Source organism: Streptomyces sp. NPDC017991, from assembly GCF_044328075.1.
GTDB lineage: Bacteria > Actinomycetota > Actinomycetes > Streptomycetales > Streptomycetaceae > Streptomyces.
In genome coordinates this window covers 177,443-197,307 of the sequence record NZ_JBIRGP010000001.1, presented here as the reverse complement: position 1 = coordinate 197,307, position 19,865 = coordinate 177,443, and the positions used below count along the sequence as shown (strand labels likewise).

18 protein-coding genes are annotated in these 19,865 nt (G+C 71.0%); 15 read left to right on the top strand and 3 right to left on the bottom strand.

The window, feature by feature from the left end:
• Positions 1-25 precede the first annotated feature (25 nt).
• Together ACH4DZ_RS00935 and ACH4DZ_RS00930 are read left to right on the top strand one after the other, a co-directional pair.
• Positions 26-229 (top strand): MbtH family protein, encoded by a 204-nt coding sequence (locus ACH4DZ_RS00935; protein ID WP_398284738.1) that lies wholly within the window; start codon positions 26-28, stop codon positions 227-229.
• A 133-nt stretch (positions 230-362) separates the two neighbouring features.
• Complete coding sequence (locus ACH4DZ_RS00930; RefSeq protein WP_398284737.1) at positions 363-872, top strand: GNAT family N-acetyltransferase; 510 nt, start codon at positions 363-365, stop codon at positions 870-872.
• Positions 873-896: 24 nt separating this feature from the next.
• Here the strand turns inward: ACH4DZ_RS00930 and ACH4DZ_RS00925 are convergent, their stop codons facing one another.
• The 3 genes from ACH4DZ_RS00925 to ACH4DZ_RS00915 all read right to left on the bottom strand — a co-directional run bounded on the left by ACH4DZ_RS00925 (position 897) and on the right by ACH4DZ_RS00915 (position 4,545).
• Positions 897-3,209, bottom strand: coding sequence for an FdhF/YdeP family oxidoreductase (locus ACH4DZ_RS00925; protein ID WP_398284736.1), 2,313 nt, complete (start codon positions 3,207-3,209; stop codon positions 897-899).
• Between the two features lie 39 nt (positions 3,210-3,248).
• Positions 3,249-3,803, bottom strand: coding sequence for an SRPBCC family protein (locus tag ACH4DZ_RS00920; RefSeq protein ID WP_398284735.1), 555 nt, complete (start codon positions 3,801-3,803; stop codon positions 3,249-3,251).
• Between the two features lie 202 nt (positions 3,804-4,005).
• Positions 4,006-4,545 (bottom strand): hypothetical protein, encoded by a 540-nt coding sequence (locus ACH4DZ_RS00915; RefSeq protein ID WP_398284734.1) that lies wholly within the window; start codon positions 4,543-4,545, stop codon positions 4,006-4,008.
• A gap of 169 nt (positions 4,546-4,714) precedes the next feature.
• Here ACH4DZ_RS00915 and ACH4DZ_RS00910 point away from each other — a divergent pair, with 169 nt between their 5' ends.
• The 13 genes from ACH4DZ_RS00910 to ACH4DZ_RS00850 all read left to right on the top strand — a co-directional run bounded on the left by ACH4DZ_RS00910 (position 4,715) and on the right by ACH4DZ_RS00850 (position 19,829).
• The gene (locus ACH4DZ_RS00910; RefSeq protein ID WP_398284733.1) at positions 4,715-5,626 is read left to right on the top strand and encodes a ParB N-terminal domain-containing protein; all 912 of its coding nucleotides are present in this window, start codon (positions 4,715-4,717) and stop codon (positions 5,624-5,626) included.
• 175 nt (positions 5,627-5,801) lie between these two features.
• Positions 5,802-7,856 carry an anthranilate synthase family protein gene (locus tag ACH4DZ_RS00905; RefSeq protein ID WP_398284732.1) on the top strand — a complete coding sequence of 685 codons (2,055 nt, stop codon included), beginning with the start codon at positions 5,802-5,804 and terminating at the stop codon, positions 7,854-7,856.
• The gene (locus tag ACH4DZ_RS00900) at positions 7,853-9,082 is read left to right on the top strand and encodes a 3-deoxy-7-phosphoheptulonate synthase (RefSeq protein WP_398284731.1); all 1,230 of its coding nucleotides are present in this window, start codon (positions 7,853-7,855) and stop codon (positions 9,080-9,082) included. The genes ACH4DZ_RS00905 and ACH4DZ_RS00900 overlap by 4 nt, the downstream gene beginning before the upstream one ends.
• Before the next feature lie 308 nt (positions 9,083-9,390).
• Positions 9,391-10,179, top strand: coding sequence for a 2,3-dihydro-2,3-dihydroxybenzoate dehydrogenase (locus ACH4DZ_RS00895; RefSeq protein ID WP_398284730.1), 789 nt, complete (start codon positions 9,391-9,393; stop codon positions 10,177-10,179).
• Between the two features lie 9 nt (positions 10,180-10,188).
• Positions 10,189-10,854: an isochorismatase family protein gene (locus ACH4DZ_RS00890; protein WP_398284729.1), complete on the top strand. Its 666-nt coding sequence runs from the start codon at positions 10,189-10,191 to the stop codon at positions 10,852-10,854.
• Complete coding sequence (locus ACH4DZ_RS00885; RefSeq protein ID WP_398284728.1) at positions 10,851-11,381, top strand: SRPBCC family protein; 531 nt, start codon at positions 10,851-10,853, stop codon at positions 11,379-11,381. The genes ACH4DZ_RS00890 and ACH4DZ_RS00885 overlap by 4 nt, the downstream gene beginning before the upstream one ends.
• Positions 11,382-11,438: 57 nt before the next feature.
• Entirely contained in the window at positions 11,439-13,022 is a 1,584-nt protein-coding gene (locus ACH4DZ_RS00880) for a class I adenylate-forming enzyme family protein (protein ID WP_398284727.1), read from the top strand.
• Between the two features lie 15 nt (positions 13,023-13,037).
• The gene (locus ACH4DZ_RS00875) at positions 13,038-14,717 is read left to right on the top strand and encodes an AMP-binding protein (RefSeq protein WP_398284726.1); all 1,680 of its coding nucleotides are present in this window, start codon (positions 13,038-13,040) and stop codon (positions 14,715-14,717) included.
• Positions 14,714-15,964, top strand: coding sequence for an acyl-CoA dehydrogenase family protein (locus ACH4DZ_RS00870; protein ID WP_398284724.1), 1,251 nt, complete (start codon positions 14,714-14,716; stop codon positions 15,962-15,964). Before ACH4DZ_RS00875 ends, ACH4DZ_RS00870 begins: the two co-directional genes overlap by 4 nt.
• Positions 15,961-17,079 (top strand): SDR family oxidoreductase, encoded by a 1,119-nt coding sequence (locus ACH4DZ_RS00865; protein ID WP_398284723.1) that lies wholly within the window; start codon positions 15,961-15,963, stop codon positions 17,077-17,079. Before ACH4DZ_RS00870 ends, ACH4DZ_RS00865 begins: the two co-directional genes overlap by 4 nt.
• Positions 17,076-18,059, top strand: a complete 984-nt coding sequence (locus ACH4DZ_RS00860) for an SDR family oxidoreductase (protein ID WP_398284722.1) — start codon at positions 17,076-17,078, stop codon at positions 18,057-18,059. The genes ACH4DZ_RS00865 and ACH4DZ_RS00860 overlap by 4 nt, the downstream gene beginning before the upstream one ends.
• Positions 18,056-19,567 (top strand): PEP-utilizing enzyme, encoded by a 1,512-nt coding sequence (locus ACH4DZ_RS00855; RefSeq protein WP_398284721.1) that lies wholly within the window; start codon positions 18,056-18,058, stop codon positions 19,565-19,567. The genes ACH4DZ_RS00860 and ACH4DZ_RS00855 overlap by 4 nt, the downstream gene beginning before the upstream one ends.
• Positions 19,554-19,829, top strand: coding sequence for an acyl carrier protein (locus ACH4DZ_RS00850; protein WP_398284720.1), 276 nt, complete (start codon positions 19,554-19,556; stop codon positions 19,827-19,829). The genes ACH4DZ_RS00855 and ACH4DZ_RS00850 overlap by 14 nt, the downstream gene beginning before the upstream one ends.
• The last annotated feature ends 36 nt before the right edge of the window (positions 19,830-19,865 follow it).

Genomic DNA, 19,865 nt, shown 5'->3' with positions numbered 1-19,865 from the left:
CCCACCCACGACAGGAGAGAACGACATGGACGAGAACACCCGCTACCAGGTGCTGCGCAACGACGAGGACCAGTACTCCCTCTGGCCGGTCGACGTCGAGGTGCCCGCGGGCTGGCAGCCCGTCGGGAAGGAGGGCACCGAGGAGGAGTGCTCCGGGTACGTCGACGAGGTGTGGACCGACATGCGTCCGCGCAGCCTGCGTGAGCGGATGGAGAACACAGAGGTCTGACCCGTCCGTGGCCGCGGAGGGACGGAACCCCGTCTCTCCGCGGCCGGGCGCACCGCCAGGCCTTGAGACGGAGGGTTGTCGCTACGCTCCGCGAGACGAGGTCACATCTCCACCTCACCCCAGGAGTCCACCGATGACACCCGTCCTGAAGACCGAACGCCTGGAGTTCACGCCCTACCGCCCCGAGGACGAGCCCCACTTCGTCGCCCTGCTGCGCAACGAGGAGGTGTGCCACTGGATGGGCCAGGACATGGTGCCCGAGGCCGACCTGCGCACGGCGTTCCGCTCCATCCTCACCGACGTCTATCCCACGCAGCGGTTCGATGTGTGGGGGGTGTGGTGGCAGGGGACGTACATCGGCCACGCGGAGGTGAAGAAGACCGGCAACGTCGACGGCCACGAACTCATCCTCGCCCTCGCCCCCGACTACTGGGGGCGGGGCATCGGCACCGAGGCCGTGCACGGCCTGCTCCGCCACGCCTCCGACAACCTCGGGCTGACGGAGGCCTACGGCATGGTGGGCGCCGGGAACACGGCGAGTCTCGCCCTGTGCCGGCGCCTGGGCTTCCGGCACGTACGCGATGTCGTCGGCGAGGACGGCACGGTGAACCGGATGGTCGTCATCTCCGTACCCGGTGCCTGAGGCTCACCGCCCGGAGGCCGAGGCTCAGTTCGGGGCCGCGGGCACCGGCGACGGGACAGGCTCCAGGCGAACCACGATCGCCTTCGACGTCGGCTGGTTGCTCGTGTCGGCCACGCTGTCCAGGGGCACCAGGACGTTGGTCTCGGGGTAGTAGGCGGCGGCGCAGCCCCGGGTGGTGGGGTAGGGGACCACGCGGAAGTCCCCGGCGCGCCGCTCGGGGTCGTCGCCCCACACGCCGACCAGGTCGACGTGCTGCCCGGCGGACAGGCCCAGTGCGGCCACGTCCTCCGGGTTGACGAGCACCACCCGGCGGCTTCCGTGGATGCCCCGGTAGCGGTCGTTCGACGTGTACGGGACGGTGTTCCACTGGTCGTGGGAGCGCAGGGTCTGCAGCAGCAGATGTCCCTCGGGGGCCCGCAGCATCGCGAAGTCGTTGGCGGTGAACAGCGCCTTGCCGACATCGTTGTGGTAGACGCCCTCGTTGACCGCGTTCGGCAGTTGGATGCCGCCGGGCCGTGTCACGCGCCGGTTGAAGTCGTGCAGTCCCGGGACGATACGGGAGACGTGGTCACGGATCGCGCCGTAGTCGGCTTCGAACCGCTCCCAGGGAATGTCGGCCGTGCCGTCCAGGGTGCGGCGGGCGAGCCGGCACAGAATGGAGATCTCGCTGAGCAGCAGGGGTGAGGCCGGCTGCAGCCGCCCCTGAGACGTGTGCACCTCGCTCATCGAGTTCTCGACGGTGACGAACTGCTCCCCGTCGGCCTGGATGTCCACTTCCGTGCGGCCGAGGGTCGGCAGGATGAGCGCGGTCTCGCCGCACACGGTGTGGGACCGGTTGAGCTTGGTGGAGATGTGGGCCGTCAGACGGCAGGCGCGCATGGCCTCTTCGGTGACCTCGCTGTCCGGAGCGGCCCGGACGAAGTTGCCGGCCAGCGCGAGGAAGAACTTGACACGGCCTTCGCGCATCGCCCGGATCGAGTTCACGGAGTCCAGCCCGTGGGCGCGCGGCGGGTCGAAGCCGAACTCCTCCTGGAGCGCGTCGAGGAAGTCGTCCGGCATCTGCTCCCAGATGCCCATCGTGCGGTCGCCCTGCACGTTGCTGTGCCCGCGCACCGGACAGGCGCCGGTGCCGGCCCGGCCGACGTTCCCGCGCAGCAGCAGGAAGTTCACGATCTCCCGGATGGTGGGGACGGCGTGCTTGTGCTGGGTGATGCCCATCGCCCAGCAGACGATGACGCGTCGACTGCCCAGCACCTCGTCCCGGACCTGCTCGATCTCCTCGCGGGCCAGACCGGTCGCGGCGAGGATGTCGTTCCACCCGATGGTGCGGGCGTGCTCGGCGAACTCGTCGAAGCCCTTGGTGTCGCTCTCGATGAAGTCGCGGGCGAGCACCTCACCCGGCCGGGCGTCCTCGGCCTCCAGCAGCAACCGGTTGATCCCCTGGAACAGCGCCAGGTCGCCACCGTTGCGGATGTGGAGGAACCGGTCGGCGATCTGGGTGCCCTTGCCGATCACCCCGCTGGGCTTCTGCGGGTTCTTGAACCTCAACAGCCCCGCTTCCGGCAGGGGGTTCACCGCGATGATGCGGGCGCCGTTCCGCTTCGCCTCTTCCAGCGCGGACAGCTGGCGCGGGTGGTTGGTCCCGGGGTTCTGTCCCACCACGAAGATCAGGTCGGCGTGGTGCAGGTCGTCGAGGCTGACCGTCCCCTTGCCCGTACCCAGCGTCTCGTGCAGCGCGAAGCCGCTGGACTCGTGGCACATGTTGCTGCAGTCGGGCAGGTTGTTGGTGCCCAGCGCCCGGGCGAACAGCTGCAGAACGAACGCGGCCTCGTTGCTGGCCCTGCCGGAGGTGTAGAACACCGCCTCGTCGGGGGAGTCGAGTGCCGTCAGCTCCGAAGCCAGCAGGTCGAAGGCGTCGTGCCAGCTGATCGGCTCGTACGAGTCGGACCCCGGCCGTTTGACCATCGGCTCGGTGAGCCGTCCTTGCTGGTTCAGCCATTTGTCGGAGCGCCGGCCCAGCTCGGAGACCGTGTGCGCACGGAAGAAGTCGGCGCCGACGCGCCGCGACGTCGCCTCGTCGTTGATGTGCTTGGCGCCGTTCTCGCAGTACTCGTTGCGATGCCGGTCGCCCGGCGAGGGATCCGCCCACGCGCACCCGGGGCAGTCGATGCCGCCCACCTGGTTCATGGTCAGCAGCGTCTCCCCGGTGCGCCGTACGGAGGTCTCCTCCAGGGAGTACTCCAACGCGTGTGCCACCGCGGGTACGCCCGCGGCCCACTTCTTCGGCGGCGTGACACGCAGAGCCTCGTTCGATTCCTCGCCGGGCGCCTTCTTCATCAAATTGCCTTTCACCTGCTCCGATGTGTGCTCGCGGCGTCAGCCGACGGGCCAGTGGGGCACACGGCTCCGGTGCGGCTTGGGGTCCTCGGGCCGTACGCGTCCGCCGTGGATGGTGCCCCGCCAGGCTCCGCTTTCCGCGCCGAGCCCCTCGATGTACGCCTTGTAGTGCCGCAGCTCTCGCTGGACGACGCGGCCGACCAGTTCGGGGAGGCCGCCGAGCAGGGCGGTGGCGCCGGGTGAGTCGACCTGGATCCGGACGGTGACGGTCGTGCTGTCCGTCGTACCGTCCGCCGGGCCGTGCGTCGTGCCGTCCGTCGCGGTGGGCCGGAACGACACCTCACCCTGGTGGACGAAGTGCCGTTCGAGGCTTTGCCACGTCAGATGGGAGTCGGGTTCCTGTTCCACGATCTCGGCCTGGAACTCGCGGCGCAGGGGTCCGACCGCGAGCGTCCAGGAGAGGAGCGCCGGCCGGACCTGCTCGACCTTCTTCACCACGGTCATGAACCGGGGAAAGCTCTTGAACTGCGTCCACTGGTTGTACGCGGCACTCACCGGCACCGCGACCTCGATCGTTTCCTCAACGCTGAACATGCTCCACCCATCGTCAGGCGCCGCTCGCCCCAAGTCTCACCGCAGGTCCGGCGGGCCGCCACACGTCGCCCCCGCTGCCGGGCGCCGGGTACCCGTCAGCCGGGCCGCCTAACACACCGATCGCGAGAGCGGAAGTTAATATTCCGTTTTTGCGTGCGGCGCGTTCGCGTTTCAAGGTGGATAACCTGTCCCTGATGCCCAGCTATTCGTGATGCAAACGGGGATCGATGGAATTCAGGGGGGTGCTTTTCCGAGGCTCGGGTTCTCCGCCGTCGCGGTGCCTCTGAGGTGCGTCGTTGTCTCCGGCGTCCGACCCGGTGGCGTGGACGAAGATCGCCGACCGCTGCGCCGTGCGGGGCATTGGCGGGCGCGTGTGGCCTGTTAACGGCACATCACGTTTTGGTTGCCGGTGCTGCTGGGCGGCTGATACGGTCGCTTTGTCTTGGAACTGCTGTTGACTAAAAGGTGGAATGGCAACTCTTTCACCATGCTTGATCGCGCCCGAGATGATCTCTGCTGCATCTCTGGCGTGCTCTTCGGGTGACTGCGTGGTGTTGCGCGTCGTCGATGCCCCGAGCGGTGTGGGTGGGTTCGGCTTTCCACTGGACAGACGGGACAACTGGCCGAAATGCACGGGGGTGTGCTTTGAGTCGATCAGCCTTTTACTTTCGCGCTCACGCGGGTGGAGAACTTTTCGGCCGCGTGCCTCCACGGGCGGACGCCCTCCGATGTCTTTTGCCATCGTTGTCGTCCTGTAAAGCTCCAGCTCGCCCCAGGGGGATAAACTCATGAACGGTCAGCGATTAGCTGACGCTTCCGCACTCATTTCACGTCCGTCCACCGAATTGGTGTCGTTGAGCGGACTGACGCGCTTCGATTCACCCCGGCTTTCGGGCGCGGACAATGAGCACGTGCGCCTCCTCGCCGAATCGGACACCGAACTGCCGCCCATTCTTGTGAACCGCCGGACGATGAGTGTCGTCGACGGAATGCATCGCGTGCGCGCGGCAGAACTGCGCGGTCAGGAGAAGATCGAGGCGGTCTTCTGCGAGTGCGACGACGAGGAGGCATTCGTCCTCGCGGTGAAGGCGAACATCTCCCACGGCCTCCCCCTGCCGCGCTCCGACAGAAACGCCGCAGCCGAACGTATCGTCAGCTCCCACCCCGAGTGGAGCGATCGGGCGATCGCCTCCGTCACCGGACTCTCCCACAAGACCGTCGGCGCGATCCGGCGCCGTGCGAGTGGGGAAATTCCCCACTCGCCCACCCGGCTGGGGCGTGACGGCCGGGAGCGGCCGGTCGACGCCGCCGAGGGGCGCGAACAGGCGGGCAGGATCCTCGCCGAGCGTCCCGGCGTCTCGTTGCGCGAGGTCGCCAGGGAGGCCGGGGTCTGCACCGCCACCGTGCGAGACGTCCGGGAGCGGCTGCGGCGCGGCGAGGCACCCGCCGGCCCCACGCGGCGCGGGCCGGGGACGGCGCCTCCCGAGGCGGCCCCCGAAGGGGCCCCCGAGGCGGCGGGAGCACTGTCGCGGCCGAAGGCACTGGCCCGTATCGACGGTGGCGCCGACCACGACGTCGACCTCGCGGGACTGATCCACAACCTCCGCAAGGACCCCTCGCTGCGGTTCTCCGAATCGGGCCGCACCCTGCTCCGGCTCCTGGACGTCTGCACGGTGGGCCCGCAAGAGTGGACCCGGATCAGCGAAAACGTTCCGCCGCACCGCGCGGAGATCATCGTCTCGGCCGCCCGCGCGTGCAGCCGGGCGTGGCAGGACTTCGCGACGGAGCTGGAACGACGCTCCGATCGGCAGGCTTCCGGCTGACGTTCGTCGTCCCTCCGTCTCTCTGCCTCGGTGCTGGATGCCGCTCCGCCCGTCTCCCCCTTCGCTCGCTTCCCTCTGCTCTCTCCCCTCTCCTCCCTCCCCATCTGTTCCGCCTCAAAGGACCGACGCCCGTCGCCTTGTGCGGCCTACTTCACGGCGCCCAGGAAAGGCAGGCATGACGATCAGCACTGTCCGGGACTCCCGCGAGACGTGCGCTCGGGACCTCCTCAACTCCCTGCTGACGCCCGACCCGCCCCCGTTCGCGCTCTTGCGCAGAGCCGGTGCGCGGACCCCGGAGGTGGAGGTACTGACGGGGGAGGTGCGAGAGGTGACGACGCTCGCCGACGTGCCGCTGCCCGGGGGACCGGCGGAGGTGCTGGCGGCCATCCCCTTCCGCCAGATCACCGAGCGCGGGTACGCCTGCAACGACGACGGCGAACCCATCCTGACGCTGGCCGTGCGGCAACGAGCCGCCCTGCCCGTCCAGGAGGCGCTGGAGCTGCTGCCCGACACCGAAGTCGCCCTGGCCGACGCCGGGTTCGACGTCGCGGACGACGAGTACGAGAAGATCGTGCAGAAGGTCCTCGACGAGGAGATCCGGTCCGGCGAGGGATCGAACTTCGTCGTCAAACGGTCCTTCCGGGCGACCCTGCGCGACTACCGGCCCGAGGTCGCCCTGACCGTCTTCCGGCGCCTGCTGACCATGGAGTCCGGCGCCCACTGGACGTTCGTGGTGCACACCGGCGACCGCACCTTCGTCGGCGCCTCCCCGGAGCTGCACGTCCAGGTGGCCGAAGGCACGGCGCGGATGAATCCGATCAGCGGTACCTACCGCTACCCGCCCTCGGGCGCGGACGCGGACGGCGTACTGGAGTTCCTCGGCGACCGGAAGGAGACCGACGAGCTCTTCATGGTGGTGGACGAGGAGCTGAAGATGCTCGCCCGGGTCTGCGACGGCGGCGCCCGGGCCCGCGGCCCCTACCTGCGGCAGATGGCCAGGCTGGCGCACACCGAATATCTGCTGGAAGGCCCTACGTCCCTGGACGTGCGCGAGGTGCTGCGCGAGACGATGTTCGCGCCGACCATCATCGGCAGCCCTCTGGAGAACGCCTGCCGGGTGATCGCCCGGCACGAGGAGAGCGGCCGCGGCTACTACGGCGGGGCCCTCGCCCTGCTCGGCCGGGACACAGCGGGCCGCGCCACCCTGGACTCGGCGATCCTGATCCGTACCGCCGAGATCCGCCGGGAGGGCGCCGTACGGATCGACGTGGGCGCCACGCTCGTGCGCGACTCACGGCCCACCGCCGAGGTCGCCGAGACATGGGCCAAGGCCGACGCGCTGCTGGCCGCCACCGGTCTGACGGGACGCCCGCGGACCCCAGGACCCTCCGCGCCGGGCGACGGGCCCCCGAAGCCGGAACAACTGTCGGAACAGCAGTCACAACGGCCGTCGGAACACCCGTCGGACCACATGCCGGAATCCCCGGCGGGCGGCCCCCGCGTGACGGACGACCCTCGTGTGACTGACGCCCTGGGCCGCCGCAACGTGGGGCTGTCGGCGTTCTGGCTCGGCAAGGAGGACGACCGGCCCGTACGCGCCCAGGCACCCGACGCGGGACGCGTGCTGATAGTCGACGCCGAGGACAAGTTCACCGACATGCTCGGCCACCAGACCCGGGCCCTGGGACTGGACGCCACCGTCCGCCCGTGGTGGTCGGTGCGCCCCCCGGACCTGGACGCGTACGACTGCGTCCTGCTCGGCCCCGGCCCCGGCGACCCCCGGGCCACCACCGACCCGAAGGTCCGCGGGATCACCGAGATGATCAGCCGTCTCCTCGCCAGGGGCACCCCGTTCGTCGGCGAATGTCTGAGCCATCAGGCACTGTGCACGCTGCTCGGGCTTCCGCTCTTCCGCCGCGAGCGGCCCAACCAGGGCACGCAGCGCCGTATCGACCTCTTCGGGCGCCCCGAAGCGGTCGGCTTCTACAACTCCTACGCCGCCCGCCACACCGAGGACGTCCTGCGCTCGCCCCTCGCGCGCGGAGCCGTGCACCTGTGCCGGGACCCCGTCAGCGGGGAGGTGCACGCCCTGCGCGGTGAGCGGTTCGCCGCCGTCCAGTTCCACCTGGAGTCGGTGCTCACCGAACACGGCACCGGACTGCTCGCCGACCTCCTGGAACGGGTGCTGCGCCGAGCGGCGGACCATGACGAACGCGGCGCCCACCGATGACCGGCGACGGAGCGCGAGACACCTCCCGGCCGCCGTGGCCGGCGGGCGCCGAGGCGGCCCAGCAGCCGGACTGGGCGACGCACCCCGCCTACGGGCCCAGCTGCACCGTGCTGGAGTCCGCGCCCGCGCTGGTGACCCCGGAGGAACTGGCGTGGCTGCGGCGGGCCCTCGCGGTGGTGGCCGGGGGCGGCGCGGTGATGCTGCAACTCGGCGACTGCGCGGAGAGTTTCGAGGAGACCGACGCCGGCCAGGTCCGGGCCAAGACGGCGGTGCTGCACGCCCTCGCCGACGAGGTGGCCGACGGTACGGGCCTGCCGGTGCTACGGGTCGGCCGGATCGGTGGCCAGTTCGCCAAGCCCCGCACCCGGCCCCACGAAGAGGTAGGCGGAGTACTGCTGCCGGCCTTCAGGGGCCACATGGTGAACGGCGAGAGCCCCACCCCCGAGGCACGGGTGCACGACCCGCGCCGGATGGTCCGGGCCTACGAGGCGAGCGCCGACGTACTGCGCGCGCTGGCCCGCGAGCGGGACCAACGGGCCCGCCACGTCCCGGAGTTCCACGAGGCCCAGGGGCCGCAGGGGTTCGAGGACGGACCGTGGGCCAGCCACGACGCCCTGGTCGTCGACTACGAGGCCCGGCTGATCCGTACGGAGGGCGGGCGACGGTTCCTCGGTTCCACGCATCTGCCCTGGCTCGGCGACCGCACCAGAGCTCCCGACTCGGCCCATGTACGGCTGCTCGCATCCGTCGTGAACCCGGTGGCCCTCAAGCTCGGACCGTCCACCACGACGGTCGAACTGCGGGAGGTGTGCGCCCTGCTGGACCCGCACCGGATACCCGGCCGGCTCACCCTGATCGTGCGGATGGGCGCGGAGCGGGTGACCGGACAGTTGCCGCCGCTCGTGGCCGCCGTACGGGACGCGGGGCACCGGCCGGTCTGGCTGAGCGATCCGATGCACGGCAACACGGTCCGCGAGGCCGGACGGAAGACCCGGCGCCTCACCGACATCGTGGACGAGGCGAGCCGCTGCAAACGCGTGCTGGAGCGGGCGGGGGAGCACCCCGGCGGACTGCACCTGGAAGTGGCCGCGTCGGATGTCACCGAATGCCTGGGTGGAAAGGTCGACGGCGTCGACCGGCTGGCCGAGCGGTATACGACCCTGTGTGATCCACGGCTGAATCCGGACCAGGCCGCCGAATTGATGCGCGCCTGGGTCCGGGCCTAGGGCGTTTCTTTTGGATCAGCCCGGGTCCGCGGCGCCCGGCACGGCACCTCGCGGCGTTGTCGCACGACCCGAGTACGCCCAGTACGCGGATCATGCTCCGCCTTGCGATGCACCGCACCGGACACCGCGGCCTGATCCGACCTGATCCAAAAGAAGCGCCCTAGCGCTGTGACAGGAAATAGGTTCCGCCCGCGTCCACACCTGGATTCGGGCACAGGAATCCGTAGACTCGCGATATCCCGCCGTTGCCCTGTGAGTTGTGCCGGCGGACGCCCTTCTTTTCTGGAACCTTTCTGGAAGGTGGGAATGTGACCGAGCACAGTGAAACCGTCTGCCGGGTCGCGCTGGTGACGGGAGCGGCGGGCGGAATCGGAACCGCCGTGGTGCGCGCCCTCGCAAGCCGCGGAGCCGTGGTGGCGGCCGTGGACAAGGACTCCGCGGGACTCGCCGATCTGGTGGAGAAGTCGGCGGCGGACGGGCTGAAGGCCGTCGCATTTCCCACCGACATCACCGACAGCGGCCGGATCGAGGAAGCGGTCGAGCGGATCGAGAACGAACTCGGTGCCATAGACCTGCTGGTGAACGCCGCCGGAGTAATGCGCTCCGGATCCCTGGTGGACATGTCCGACGCGGACTGGCGGGCGATCTTCTCGACCAATGTCGACGGACTCTTCCACTGTTCCCGGGCCGTGGCCGCACGGATGAGGGAACGCGGAAAGGGCGCGATCGTGACCGTCGCCTCCAATGCCGGGCGGATTCCCCGGATGCAGATGGCCGCTTACGGTGCCTCGAAGGCAGCCGCGTCCCTCTTCACGAAGTCACTGGGGCTGGAACTGGCGGAACACGGAATTCGCTGCAACGTGGTGTCGCCCGGCTCCACCGACACCGGGATGCTGCGCTCGCTGTGGACGACGGAATCGGGCCGCCGGTCGACGATCGACGGTTCGGCGGAGACGTACAGGACCGGAATTCCGCTGCGCCGGATCGCCGAGCCCGGTGACATCGCGGACGCCGTCGTCTTCCTCGCCTCCGACCGGGCCCGGCACATCACCATGCAGGACCTGTGCGTCGACGGCGGCGCCGTCCTGGGGGTGTGAGCAGCGGACATGAGCATCCCCGCCATCCCGCCCTATCCCATGCCCACCGCCGCGGAGTTGCCCGAGAACCGGGTCGACTGGCGGCCGGACGCCGACCGGGCCGTCCTCTTCCTGCACGACCTCCAGGCGTACTTCCTCGCTCCCTTCGACTCCGACAGCTCTCCGTACGGGGAGCTGCTCGCCCACATCGGCGCCCTGCGCGAGCGTGCCGTGGCCCTCGGGATACCGGTGGTCTACTCGGCCCAGCCCGGCGACATGGACCGTGAACAGCGCGGCCTGCTCCACGACTTCTGGGGCCCCGGCATGTCCGCGCGGGAGCACGACACCGCGATCGTCGACGCCCTGAAGCCGGCCGACGGTGACCTGGTGCTCACCAAATGGCGCTACAGCGCGTTCGTCCGCTCCGAACTCCGTGACGTGATGGAGAAGTCCGGACGGGACCAGCTGATCGTGTGCGGGGTGTACGCCCATGTCGGCTGCCTGATCACCGCGGTCGACGCCTTCAGCTCCGACATCCAGCCATTCCTGGTCGCGGACGCGGTCGCCGATTTCACCGCCGAACACCACCGCTCCGCACTCGACTACGCCGTCCGGTGCTGTGCGGCCGTGTATACGACCGCGCGGATACTCGATTTCCTGGACGCGCCGAACGCAGGAGGGGTGACGCAGTCATGAGCTCCACCGAGACTTTCCGCGTCGATGTGACGACCGACGTGCGGGCGGATCCCGCGACGGTGTTCGCCTACGTCAGCGATCTCACCAGGAGCGGTGAGTGGAGTCCCGAGTGCCGGGGTGGTGAATGGACCTCGGGAGATCCGGCGAAGGTCGGTTCCGTCTTCACCGCACGCAATCACCGAGAGCCGGAAGTGGTCGCCTGGGCACCGGTCGTGCGCGGTGAATGGACCACCGAATGCGAGGTGGTGGAGGCCGTTCCGCCGCGGGTGTTCAGCTGGGCCATGAGGGACAGCGGCGGGCGCGCCCAGGAAAGCGTATGGTCGTTCACGGTCGCGCCGGCGGCGGAGGGCAGTGCACTCACCCACGCCTTCTGGATGGGCGAACTGACCGAGGGCATGCGGGGAATTCTCGCCGGCATGAATGACGACGAGGTGAAGAAGTTCCTCGTCGACTGGGCGGACAAGATCCAGGGCGACATGCGTCAGACACTCGCGCGTATCAAGGCCCGAGTGGAACCCGCCTCCTGACGACAGGACAGCGAACGGCACGGCTGAATGCGGACGCCCGTGGAAGGTGGCAGCACCGTGATTCTGCAACGCATCGGGAACAGGGGACTGTTCCTGGGTTCCTTCTTCGACGGCGCCGCCAGGAAGAGCCCGTACCAGCGCATCACCCTCGACCACGAACTCGACATCGCGCCGGAGCTGGGCAGTGACCTCACCGTCTACGCCTGTGCGAACCTCGTCGCCGAAATGGCGTCAGCCCTGCGTGACCAGAACGTGCGCCCGGGCGACAAGGTCGCCGTCTACAAGCAGGACTGCTTCGACATCTTCCTGCTCATGTGCGCGGTGGCCCGTATCGGCGCCGTTCCCGTCGCCCTCTCCCCGAGCCTCGACGGCGAGACCGTGACGCGGCTGCTGGAGCGCTGCGCGTGGCCGCATCTGATCACCGACGAGAAGAAGCTGCGCGAGGAACTGCCCGCCGAGGTGGCCGGCCGCTGCGCCCGCGTCCTGCTGGTGTCCGGCGAGGCCGAGGGCGCCCACGCGCTCCGGCGGAACCCCGCGACGCACCCGCGCCCCTTCGCCAGGCCCCGGGCGGACCGCCCCGCGCTGCTCACCCACACCTCCGGCACCACCGACGTGCCCAAACTCGTCGTCCACACGGCCCGTTCCCTGCGTGCCCGCTACCGCCCCCAGGCACTCGCTGCCCGGTTGCTGATTCGCGGACGCGAAACCCTCGCCGTGCGGGTCTCGTTCGTCCACTCGCGTCTGGTCACCGCACTCGCCATCGCGCTGGACCGCGGCTTCCCGATCGTCATCACCAAGGACGCCACGCCCCAGCGGATCGCCGACATCTTCGCCGAGGTCAAACCCGGCGTCCTGGAGGCCCACCCCAACACGTTCGTGGAATGGGAGACGCTGGCCGACGACCCGCGCGGTCCCCTGTCCAACGTGCTGGCCCTCAGCTCCACGTTCGACGCCATCCACCCGCGGACCGTGCAGCGGATTCTCGGCGCCTCCCGGCGTCGTCGCCCCTTCCACCTCCAGCTGTACGGGCAGAGCGAGATCGGGCCGACCGTCGGCCGGGCCACCTCACGGCGGCGCGCGATGTCCGCCGACGGCCGGTGCGTCGGCTTCCCGTTCCCCGGGATGACCGCGGTGCGGGTCGTCGACCGCGACGGCCGTACGCCCGGCCCCGGCACCCCCGGTTTCATCGAGGTGCGCTCGGACGGCCGGGCACTCACCTACTTCGGCGAGGACGCGCGCTTCCTGCGCCAGATCGACGACGGCTGGTGGCGCATGGGCGACGTCGGCCACCGCACCCGGTGGGGCTGTCTGCACGTCTCCGACCGCGAGGTCGACGTCATCCCCGGCTTCGGCAGCGCGCTGGAGGCCGAGGACACGCTCATGTCGCGGCTCGACGCACTGCTGGAGGTCGTGGTCGTCCCCGGCGAGGAGGGCGCGCCGACCCCGGTCGTCGTCACCCGGGACGACGCCCCGCTGGACCCCGCCCACTGGGCCGCGGCCACCGCGGGACTCCCCGCCATGCGGCCGCCCGTCCAGTTGCGCCTCGCCGAACTGCCGCGCACCGCCACCGCCAAGGTGCGGCGGCTGGAACTGGCCCGCCGGTTGTGGGCCCCGGACCCCGGCGCCGAGCCGGTCACGTGAAGGGGGCAGGTCACCTTGTCGCAGCGTAAGACGGCCGACCACGAGCGGCTGCTCGGCTGGCTGGACGCCCCGTCCGACGAACGGGGGATGCGGTTCCGGCTGGACGACGGCTCCTGGCAGCGGCTCACCTACCGCGAACTCGCCCGCCGGACCCTGGGAGCCGGCGCCGCGCTCGCCGACGCCGGGGTGCGTCCGGGCGACGTCGTACCGCTGGTGGTGCCGGGCGGGGAGGACTTCGTCACCCAGTTCTTCGGGCTGCTGGCGATCGGCGCCACCCCGTCCGTGCTGCCCCTGCCGCTCGCCCTGCGGGCCGGGGAGGGCTACCAGAGCCAGCTGAAGGCCATCACCGCCCGCATCCACCCGCGTCACGCCGTCGCGGACCCCCGCTACCACGACATCGTCGCGGAGAACGTGGCCCGTATCGGCGGCGGCACCGAGGTCATCGCGCCGCGGTACGCCGACCGCCCCGACGAGGCGCCGCGCGCCCGGGGCGACCTCGCCGTCCTCCAGTTCACCTCCGGCTCCCGCGGCTCCCCGCGCGCCCTGCGCGTCTCGGTCGCCAACCTGGCCGCCAACCTCCGGATGATCGGGAGCTGGATGGACCCGGTCGGCCACGGCGCGGTCACCTGGCTGCCGCTCTACCACGACATGGGTCTGGTCGGCGGGCTGCTGGGCGCGCTGACCCTCCAGGTGGAGCACGCCCTGATGCGCCCCGAGCAGTTCGTCCGCGACACCCCGGGCTGGCTCGCCGAGTACGGCCGCACCCCGTACACCTGTATGTGCATGCCCAACTTCGGGTTCGAGCGGGTGCTGGCGACGGTCCGACCCCAGCATCTGGAGGGCCTCGACTTCTCCGCGCTGACCGCCGTCGTCAGCGGCGCCGAGCGGATCGACCCCGCGGTGCTGGCCCGGTTCGCCGCGCTGCTCGGCCCGTACGGCTTCGACGTCCGGGCGCTGATGCCCGCGTACGGTCTGGCCGAGGGCACCCTCGCGGTCACGGGCGTCGGCAAGGGGGACCTGCCCCGGCTGGTGCGCGTCGGCGGCCTTGAGCGGCGCCTCGGCGAGAAGCTGGATGTGCGCGAGAGCGCCGTACTCGGCACCGAGCCGGTCGCCGAACCCTGGAACTGGCAGGTCAGTTGCGGTCCACCGCTGGAGAGCGCGCGCGTGGAGATCCTGGACGAGGAAGGCAGCCCGCAACCGGAGGGCGTCCTCGGTGAGATCTTCGTCCAGGGCCCCTCGGTCGCCGAGGGCTACGCGGACGCGACCCCCGAGGACCTGGCCAGGCTGGGCGACGGCAAGCTGTACACCGGCGACGCCGGATTCCTGCTGGACGGCGAGCTGTATGTGATCGGCCGGCTCGGCGACAGCGTGAAGATCAACGGCCAGAACGTCTTCGTCGAGGACATCGAGATGGAACTCGTCGCCTCCGGAGCCGTCTCCAAGCGCCACGCCACCGTCGTCGCCGGAGTCGTACGCGGCGAGCCGCGCGTGCTGGTGGTCACCGAACGTCCCCTGGGCGACCGGCTGGACGACGTGCTGTCGGTCGTCACGTCGTTCACCGGCGACGCGGGACGGGCCGAGGTGCTGTCCGTCAAGCGGGGGACCATCCCCCTGACCTCCAGCCGCAAACCCCGCCGACGTTCGCTGTGGCTGGCGTACCTGGCGGGCGAACTGAAGGAGCGCGGCGACTCGTGAGTGTGGTGGACACGCAGGCGAACACACCGGCCAGGACACCGGCGCGGACCTCCCGCCTGTTCGCGGCGGGACCGTTCGGCGAACGCGTGGAGGAGGCCCGCGAACGGGTCGCGGGACTGCTGCGGCAGACCTTCCAACCCGTCGCCCGACAGGCCGAGACCGAGGGCCTGTTCCCCCGGGAGCTGCTGGCCGGACTCGGCGCCGCCGGGCTCTTCCGGGAGCGCTGGGCGCAGGCCGACGCCGCCGAACCGTACGGCGACCCCGGACTCGCGGTGATCATCGCCGAGGAGAGCGGCCGGCTCGGACACGCCGGCCTGTCGGTCGGGCTCAGCCTGCACTGCGAGACGGTCCTGTCGGTCCTCACCCGCTACGGCGACACCCCCCTGCTCGCCGAATACCGGGCCCGGGCGCTGGAGGGGCGGCTCGTGGGCTGCCTCGGCGCCTCGGAGCCGACCGGCGGCTCGGACCTCAACGGGGTGCGCACCGTGGCCCGCAGGACCCCCGGCGGCTGGCACGTGACAGGCGAGAAGAAATACCTGTCACTCGGCCTGGTGTGCGACATCGCCCTGCTGCTGTGCCGCCTCGACGAGGGCGCCGGACCGGTCGCCGGACGCCTCGGGCTGCTCGCCGTCCCCGCGTCCGGACTCACCCCGCGCAAGCGGCTCAGCAAGGCCGGCACCGCCGCGCTCGACACCACCTGGATGCTGGTCGACGCCGAGGTGCCCGAAGAGGCACTGGTCGGCCGGCCGGGCAGCGGACTGCTGGTCGCGACCTGGGGGCTCAACCACGAACGCCTCTCCATCGCCGCCCAGGCCGTCGGCGGCGCCGCCCGCGCCATCGGCCTCGCCACCGCCCATCTCCAGCGCCGCGAGCAGTTCGGCGGACCGCTCATGGAGCAGCAGGCCCTGCGGCTGCGGCTGGCCGAACTGTCCTCCCGGCTCGTGACGTTGCGCTTCGCCGTCTACGCCGCCGCCCAGGGCGTACCGGTGCCGGGAGCGTGCGGCACCCGGGAGATCGCGGCGCTCAAGACCACCGCGGCCCGGTTCGTCGCCGAGGCGACGAGCGAGTGCATGCACCTGTTCGGCGGCCCCGGCTATCTGGAGGACGAGACGCCGATGTCCCGCATGTGGCGCGACTCCCGGCTGGCCCGGATCGGCGGCGGGACGGACGAGATGCTGTGGGAACTGGTCGCCGGCGGACTGGTCCCCGACGACGCCGCCTACGACGAGAGTGTCGACCTCGGATGAAACTGCTGCTCACCGGAATCACCGGACAACTCGGCACGGCGGTCGCCGGGATCGCGCCCGAGCGCGGTGTCGCGATCGTGCCGCTCGTGCGTCCCGCCCGCCCCGGCCAGGTCCCCTTCGAGCGGGCGTTCCCGTCACTGGCCGCCGCCAGGGTCACCGGCGACGTCCGCGAACCCCTCTGGGGCCTCGGCGAAGCCGACCTGGACGACCTCGCGAACGACGTCGACGCCGTCGTCAACCTCGCCGGGGACACCAACTGGGCGGGCAGCGGACGGGACCTGTACGCCGTCAACGTGCTGGGCGCCCGCAACGGCTACGACGTGGCCCGTGAGCTGCAACGCCGCTCCGGCCGCCGCGTGGCCTACGTCCAGGCGTCCTCGATCTACGTCGTGGGCGGCACCCTCGGCCGCATCGCCGAGACGCCGCTCGCCCCCGACCGCCACCGCACCGCGTACGAGCACAGCAAGTGGCTCGCCGAACGGGAACTGGAGCGGCAGCACGGCCCCGGCGACCCCGACATCCTCATCAGCCGGGTCGCCGCACTGCTCGGCGACTCCCGTACCGGCGCCACCCGTAAGCGCAACTCGCTGTACCTGCTGGCCGAACGGTGGGACGAACTGCCCGGCCGGGTCCTGCCCGCCATGCGGGGAGCCAAGGTCGACGTCCTGCCGCGCGACCTGGCCGCCGGGACGCTGCTGGACGCGGTGGCCGGCCTGCGGCGTTCGGGACCGCACCCCGAACCCGTCATCACCCACCTCTCGGCCGGCGAACGGGCCCCGACGCTGCGGGCCCTGCTGGAGACGGCGCGTGCCCTCTCCCCCCTGGCCTTCGGCAAATGGGTCCGGCTCGTGCCCGCCTCCGCCGAACAGGTGCTGTGGATCTCGGCCAACGCCGAACGCTTCCTGCCCCTGTCCCCGGCCTGGCGCAACAGCCTCATCGGACTGCGCTACATCGGTCTGGACCGCGTGATGGAACGCGGACGGCTGGCCCAGCTCGTCGACGGGCCACTGCCCGAACCCTCCACGGAACTGCTCGCCCGGCTGCTGTTCGATCTGCCGGAGCCCCAGCGGCCCCTGGCCCCCGCCGACCGCGGATTGTCGAGGTTCCTGGCATGAACGTGTTGATCCTGGGCGGCTCCGGATTCCTCGGCACGGCCGTGGCACAGGCGTGCGTCCGCTCCGGCGCCACGGTCCGGGTCCTGTCGCGCACCGGCCGCACCACCGACGGCGAGGGGGTACGCGGCGACGTACGGCTGCCACGGCTCGGCCTGTCCGCCGCGGACCTGGCCCGGGTCCGGGCGGAGACCACCCACGTCGTCCTCTGCTTCGGCTCGGTCTCCTGGACCTCCGGACCCGGCGAGGTACTGGAGACCCACAGCTCCGGGACCCGCTCGGCGCTGGCCTTCCTGCGCGAACTCCCGCACCTGCGGCAGGCCGTGCACATCTCCTCGCTGCTCGCGCTCGGCCGGTCCGAGGGCCGGATCACCAACCGCGAGCTGTACACCGGCCAGCGGTTCCGCAACTGGTACGAGTACGGCAAGTACTGCGCCGAACGCCTCGTACGGGACACCCCCGACCTGCCCGTCGGCGTCGTCCGCTTCGGGCCGGTGCTGGGACCCGATCCGCGCGGCGGACGCCCCGACACCCGGCACGGACTGCCGATGGCGTTCCCGCACCTGCTCGCGGGCTATCCCGTACACCTGGCCCGCCGGGGCGACTTCCCCTGCTGGGTCACCGACGTGTCCTCGGCTGCGGAGATCGTGCTCAAGGCCCTCGACACCCCCATCGGGCGGGCCACCTGGACCTGGTTCGACCCGGCGCTGCCCACCCTCGGCGAGGTCTTCACCGAGGTGTGCCGGCCCTGGGGCGTCGTACCGAAGATCGTGGAGGCCGCGCCGCTGGGCCGGTTCACCCGGCTGATCGGCGAACGCGTGGGCACCCCGCGGGAACTGGCCGACTACGCCGAGCCCTGGCTCGACCTGGACGTGGACGTCCTGAAGGAGATACCCGAGCCCTGGCCGGTACCCGACCCCGACTACCTGGGCGCGACCGGCGAGGCCCTACGGGCAGGCACGGAGAGGAGGGCCCTCACATGACCGGGCGACCCGCGTCGGTGGACACCGATCCGCACCCGTACTTCACCGTCTACTCGGCGGGCAACTTCGGCGAGGTGGCCCCCCAGCGGCTCTCGCCCATGTCCTGGTCACTGGTGGGCGATCCGATGGAACGCGGCACCCGGGCCCTGGCACGACGGCTGTGGGGCCGCCCCGCCTGGGCCGAGGGCGGCCACTACGTCTTCGTCGGCTACTTCGGCTGCCGTCCCTACCACAACCTGGCCGCGTACTGTCATCTGTCCGCGTCCATCCCGGGACTGCGGCCCAGCGACGTCACCGACGCCTACTTCGAGGGCGTCGACTCCCCGGCGGAACTCACCGCCCTGCGCTCCGGGCGCACCCGCCAGTTGGCGGGCTCCGCCCGACTGCTGCGGGAGATGCGGGACGCCGGACCGCGGCTGCGCGCCCTGGAGGAACAGGTCGCCGAACTGGAGTGGGGGCTGCGCGCCGCGACCACCGCGAACAGCCCGATCGCCCTGGCCGGGGTACTGCGGGACGCGCGGCCCGTCCTGGAGGAGGCATGGGCGGTGCACATCCTCACCACCTCCGGTCTTGTACCGGTGCGCGCACTGCAACGCCGGGTCTACGGCAAGCTGCTGCGGCACGGCGAGGAGATCGCGCACTGGCTGACCCGGCCCCGCGAACTGGTCTGGGACCGGCTGCACACCGCCGCCGCCACCCTCGACCCCTACGGGCCGGGCGACTTCCTGTCCTCGTCCTTCTACGAGGTCGCCGACGGACTGGCCCCCTGGCAGGACTACGCGGTGCGGCACAAGCAGGTGGCGAGCGGCGGCGCCGGGGCCGCCGTGGCCCCGATCGACCCGGCCGAGGCGCTGGCCGGGATGGTGTCCCCGTGGCGCAGCCGCACCGTACGGGCCCTGGCGGTCGCGGTCGGCGAGATGATGGCCGGACGCGAGCACTCCAAGTCGCTGGCGATGCGCACCCTGCACGTCTACCGGCGGCTGCTCCCGGCGCTGGCGACCGCACTCGGCGAGGACGCCGAGCGGCTGTGGCCGTATCTGACACTGCGGGAGTTCACGGACCTGGCGGCCTCACCGGGACGGATCGAACGGGCCCGCCCGCGTGTCGAGGCCTGCCGGGCGGCGCTCGCCACCCCGATGCCCGAACACCTCGACCTGAGCGCCGGCGACGACGTCATGCGGCCGTGGCTCAGCACGACACCCCAGGAACAGCGCGGTGTGGCGCCGGGCATCGGCACCGGCACGGTGATGGCCCCGCAGGACGACCTCCCCGACGAACCGGTGATCATCGTCTGCTCGTCGGCGGACGCGGACATCGCCCCCCTGCTGCCCTTCGCCGAAGGCGTGCTCAGCGAACGCGGCAGCGACCTGTCGCACATCGCCATCCTCGCCCGCGAGTACGGGATTCCGTGCGTCGTGGGCTACCCCGGAGCGGCCTCCCTGCCCGCGGGCACGGCCGTCTCCATCAACGGCAGTACCGGAGAGGTGAACATCTTTGACCGTTCCTGACCACACTTCGACGCCCAGCGAGACGCTCACGGCACTGGAGGAGATCTACGCCAAGGTCAAACGTGTCCAGCGGGACCTGCGGCCGGCCGACCGGATCGTCCAGGATCTCGGGGTCGACTCGCTGGCCACACTGGAGATCCTGCTCGCCCTGGAGGAACGCTTCGGCGTGGCGCTGGTGGACAACCCCCGCACCGCCGGGATCGTGACCGTCGGCGACCTCGTCGGACTCCTCGACGAACTGCGCGCCGACCGCGCCTCCTGACGCCCCGTGCCCGACGACCGCCCGACCACGACGACG

Excerpts from the sequence above, each read along its gene's own strand:
- ACH4DZ_RS00915 (WP_398284734.1), bottom strand. The coding sequence starts at position 4,545 with ATGGCAAAAGACATCGGAGGGCGTCCGCCCGTGGAGGCACGCGGCCGA.
- ACH4DZ_RS00935 (WP_398284738.1), top strand. The coding sequence starts at position 26 with ATGGACGAGAACACCCGCTACCAGGTGCTGCGCAACGACGAGGACCAG.
- ACH4DZ_RS00860 (WP_398284722.1), top strand. The coding sequence starts at position 17,076 with ATGAACGTGTTGATCCTGGGCGGCTCCGGATTCCTCGGCACGGCCGTG.
- ACH4DZ_RS00930 (WP_398284737.1), top strand. The coding sequence starts at position 363 with ATGACACCCGTCCTGAAGACCGAACGCCTGGAGTTCACGCCCTACCGC.
- ACH4DZ_RS00890 (WP_398284729.1), top strand. The coding sequence starts at position 10,189 with ATGAGCATCCCCGCCATCCCGCCCTATCCCATGCCCACCGCCGCGGAG.
- ACH4DZ_RS00865 (WP_398284723.1), top strand. The coding sequence starts at position 15,961 with ATGAAACTGCTGCTCACCGGAATCACCGGACAACTCGGCACGGCGGTC.
- ACH4DZ_RS00920 (WP_398284735.1), bottom strand. The coding sequence starts at position 3,803 with ATGTTCAGCGTTGAGGAAACGATCGAGGTCGCGGTGCCGGTGAGTGCC.
- ACH4DZ_RS00885 (WP_398284728.1), top strand. The coding sequence starts at position 10,851 with ATGAGCTCCACCGAGACTTTCCGCGTCGATGTGACGACCGACGTGCGG.
- ACH4DZ_RS00855 (WP_398284721.1), top strand. The coding sequence starts at position 18,056 with ATGACCGGGCGACCCGCGTCGGTGGACACCGATCCGCACCCGTACTTC.
- ACH4DZ_RS00900 (WP_398284731.1), top strand. The coding sequence starts at position 7,853 with ATGACCGGCGACGGAGCGCGAGACACCTCCCGGCCGCCGTGGCCGGCG.
- ACH4DZ_RS00905 (WP_398284732.1), top strand. The coding sequence starts at position 5,802 with ATGACGATCAGCACTGTCCGGGACTCCCGCGAGACGTGCGCTCGGGAC.
- ACH4DZ_RS00925 (WP_398284736.1), bottom strand. The coding sequence starts at position 3,209 with ATGAAGAAGGCGCCCGGCGAGGAATCGAACGAGGCTCTGCGTGTCACG.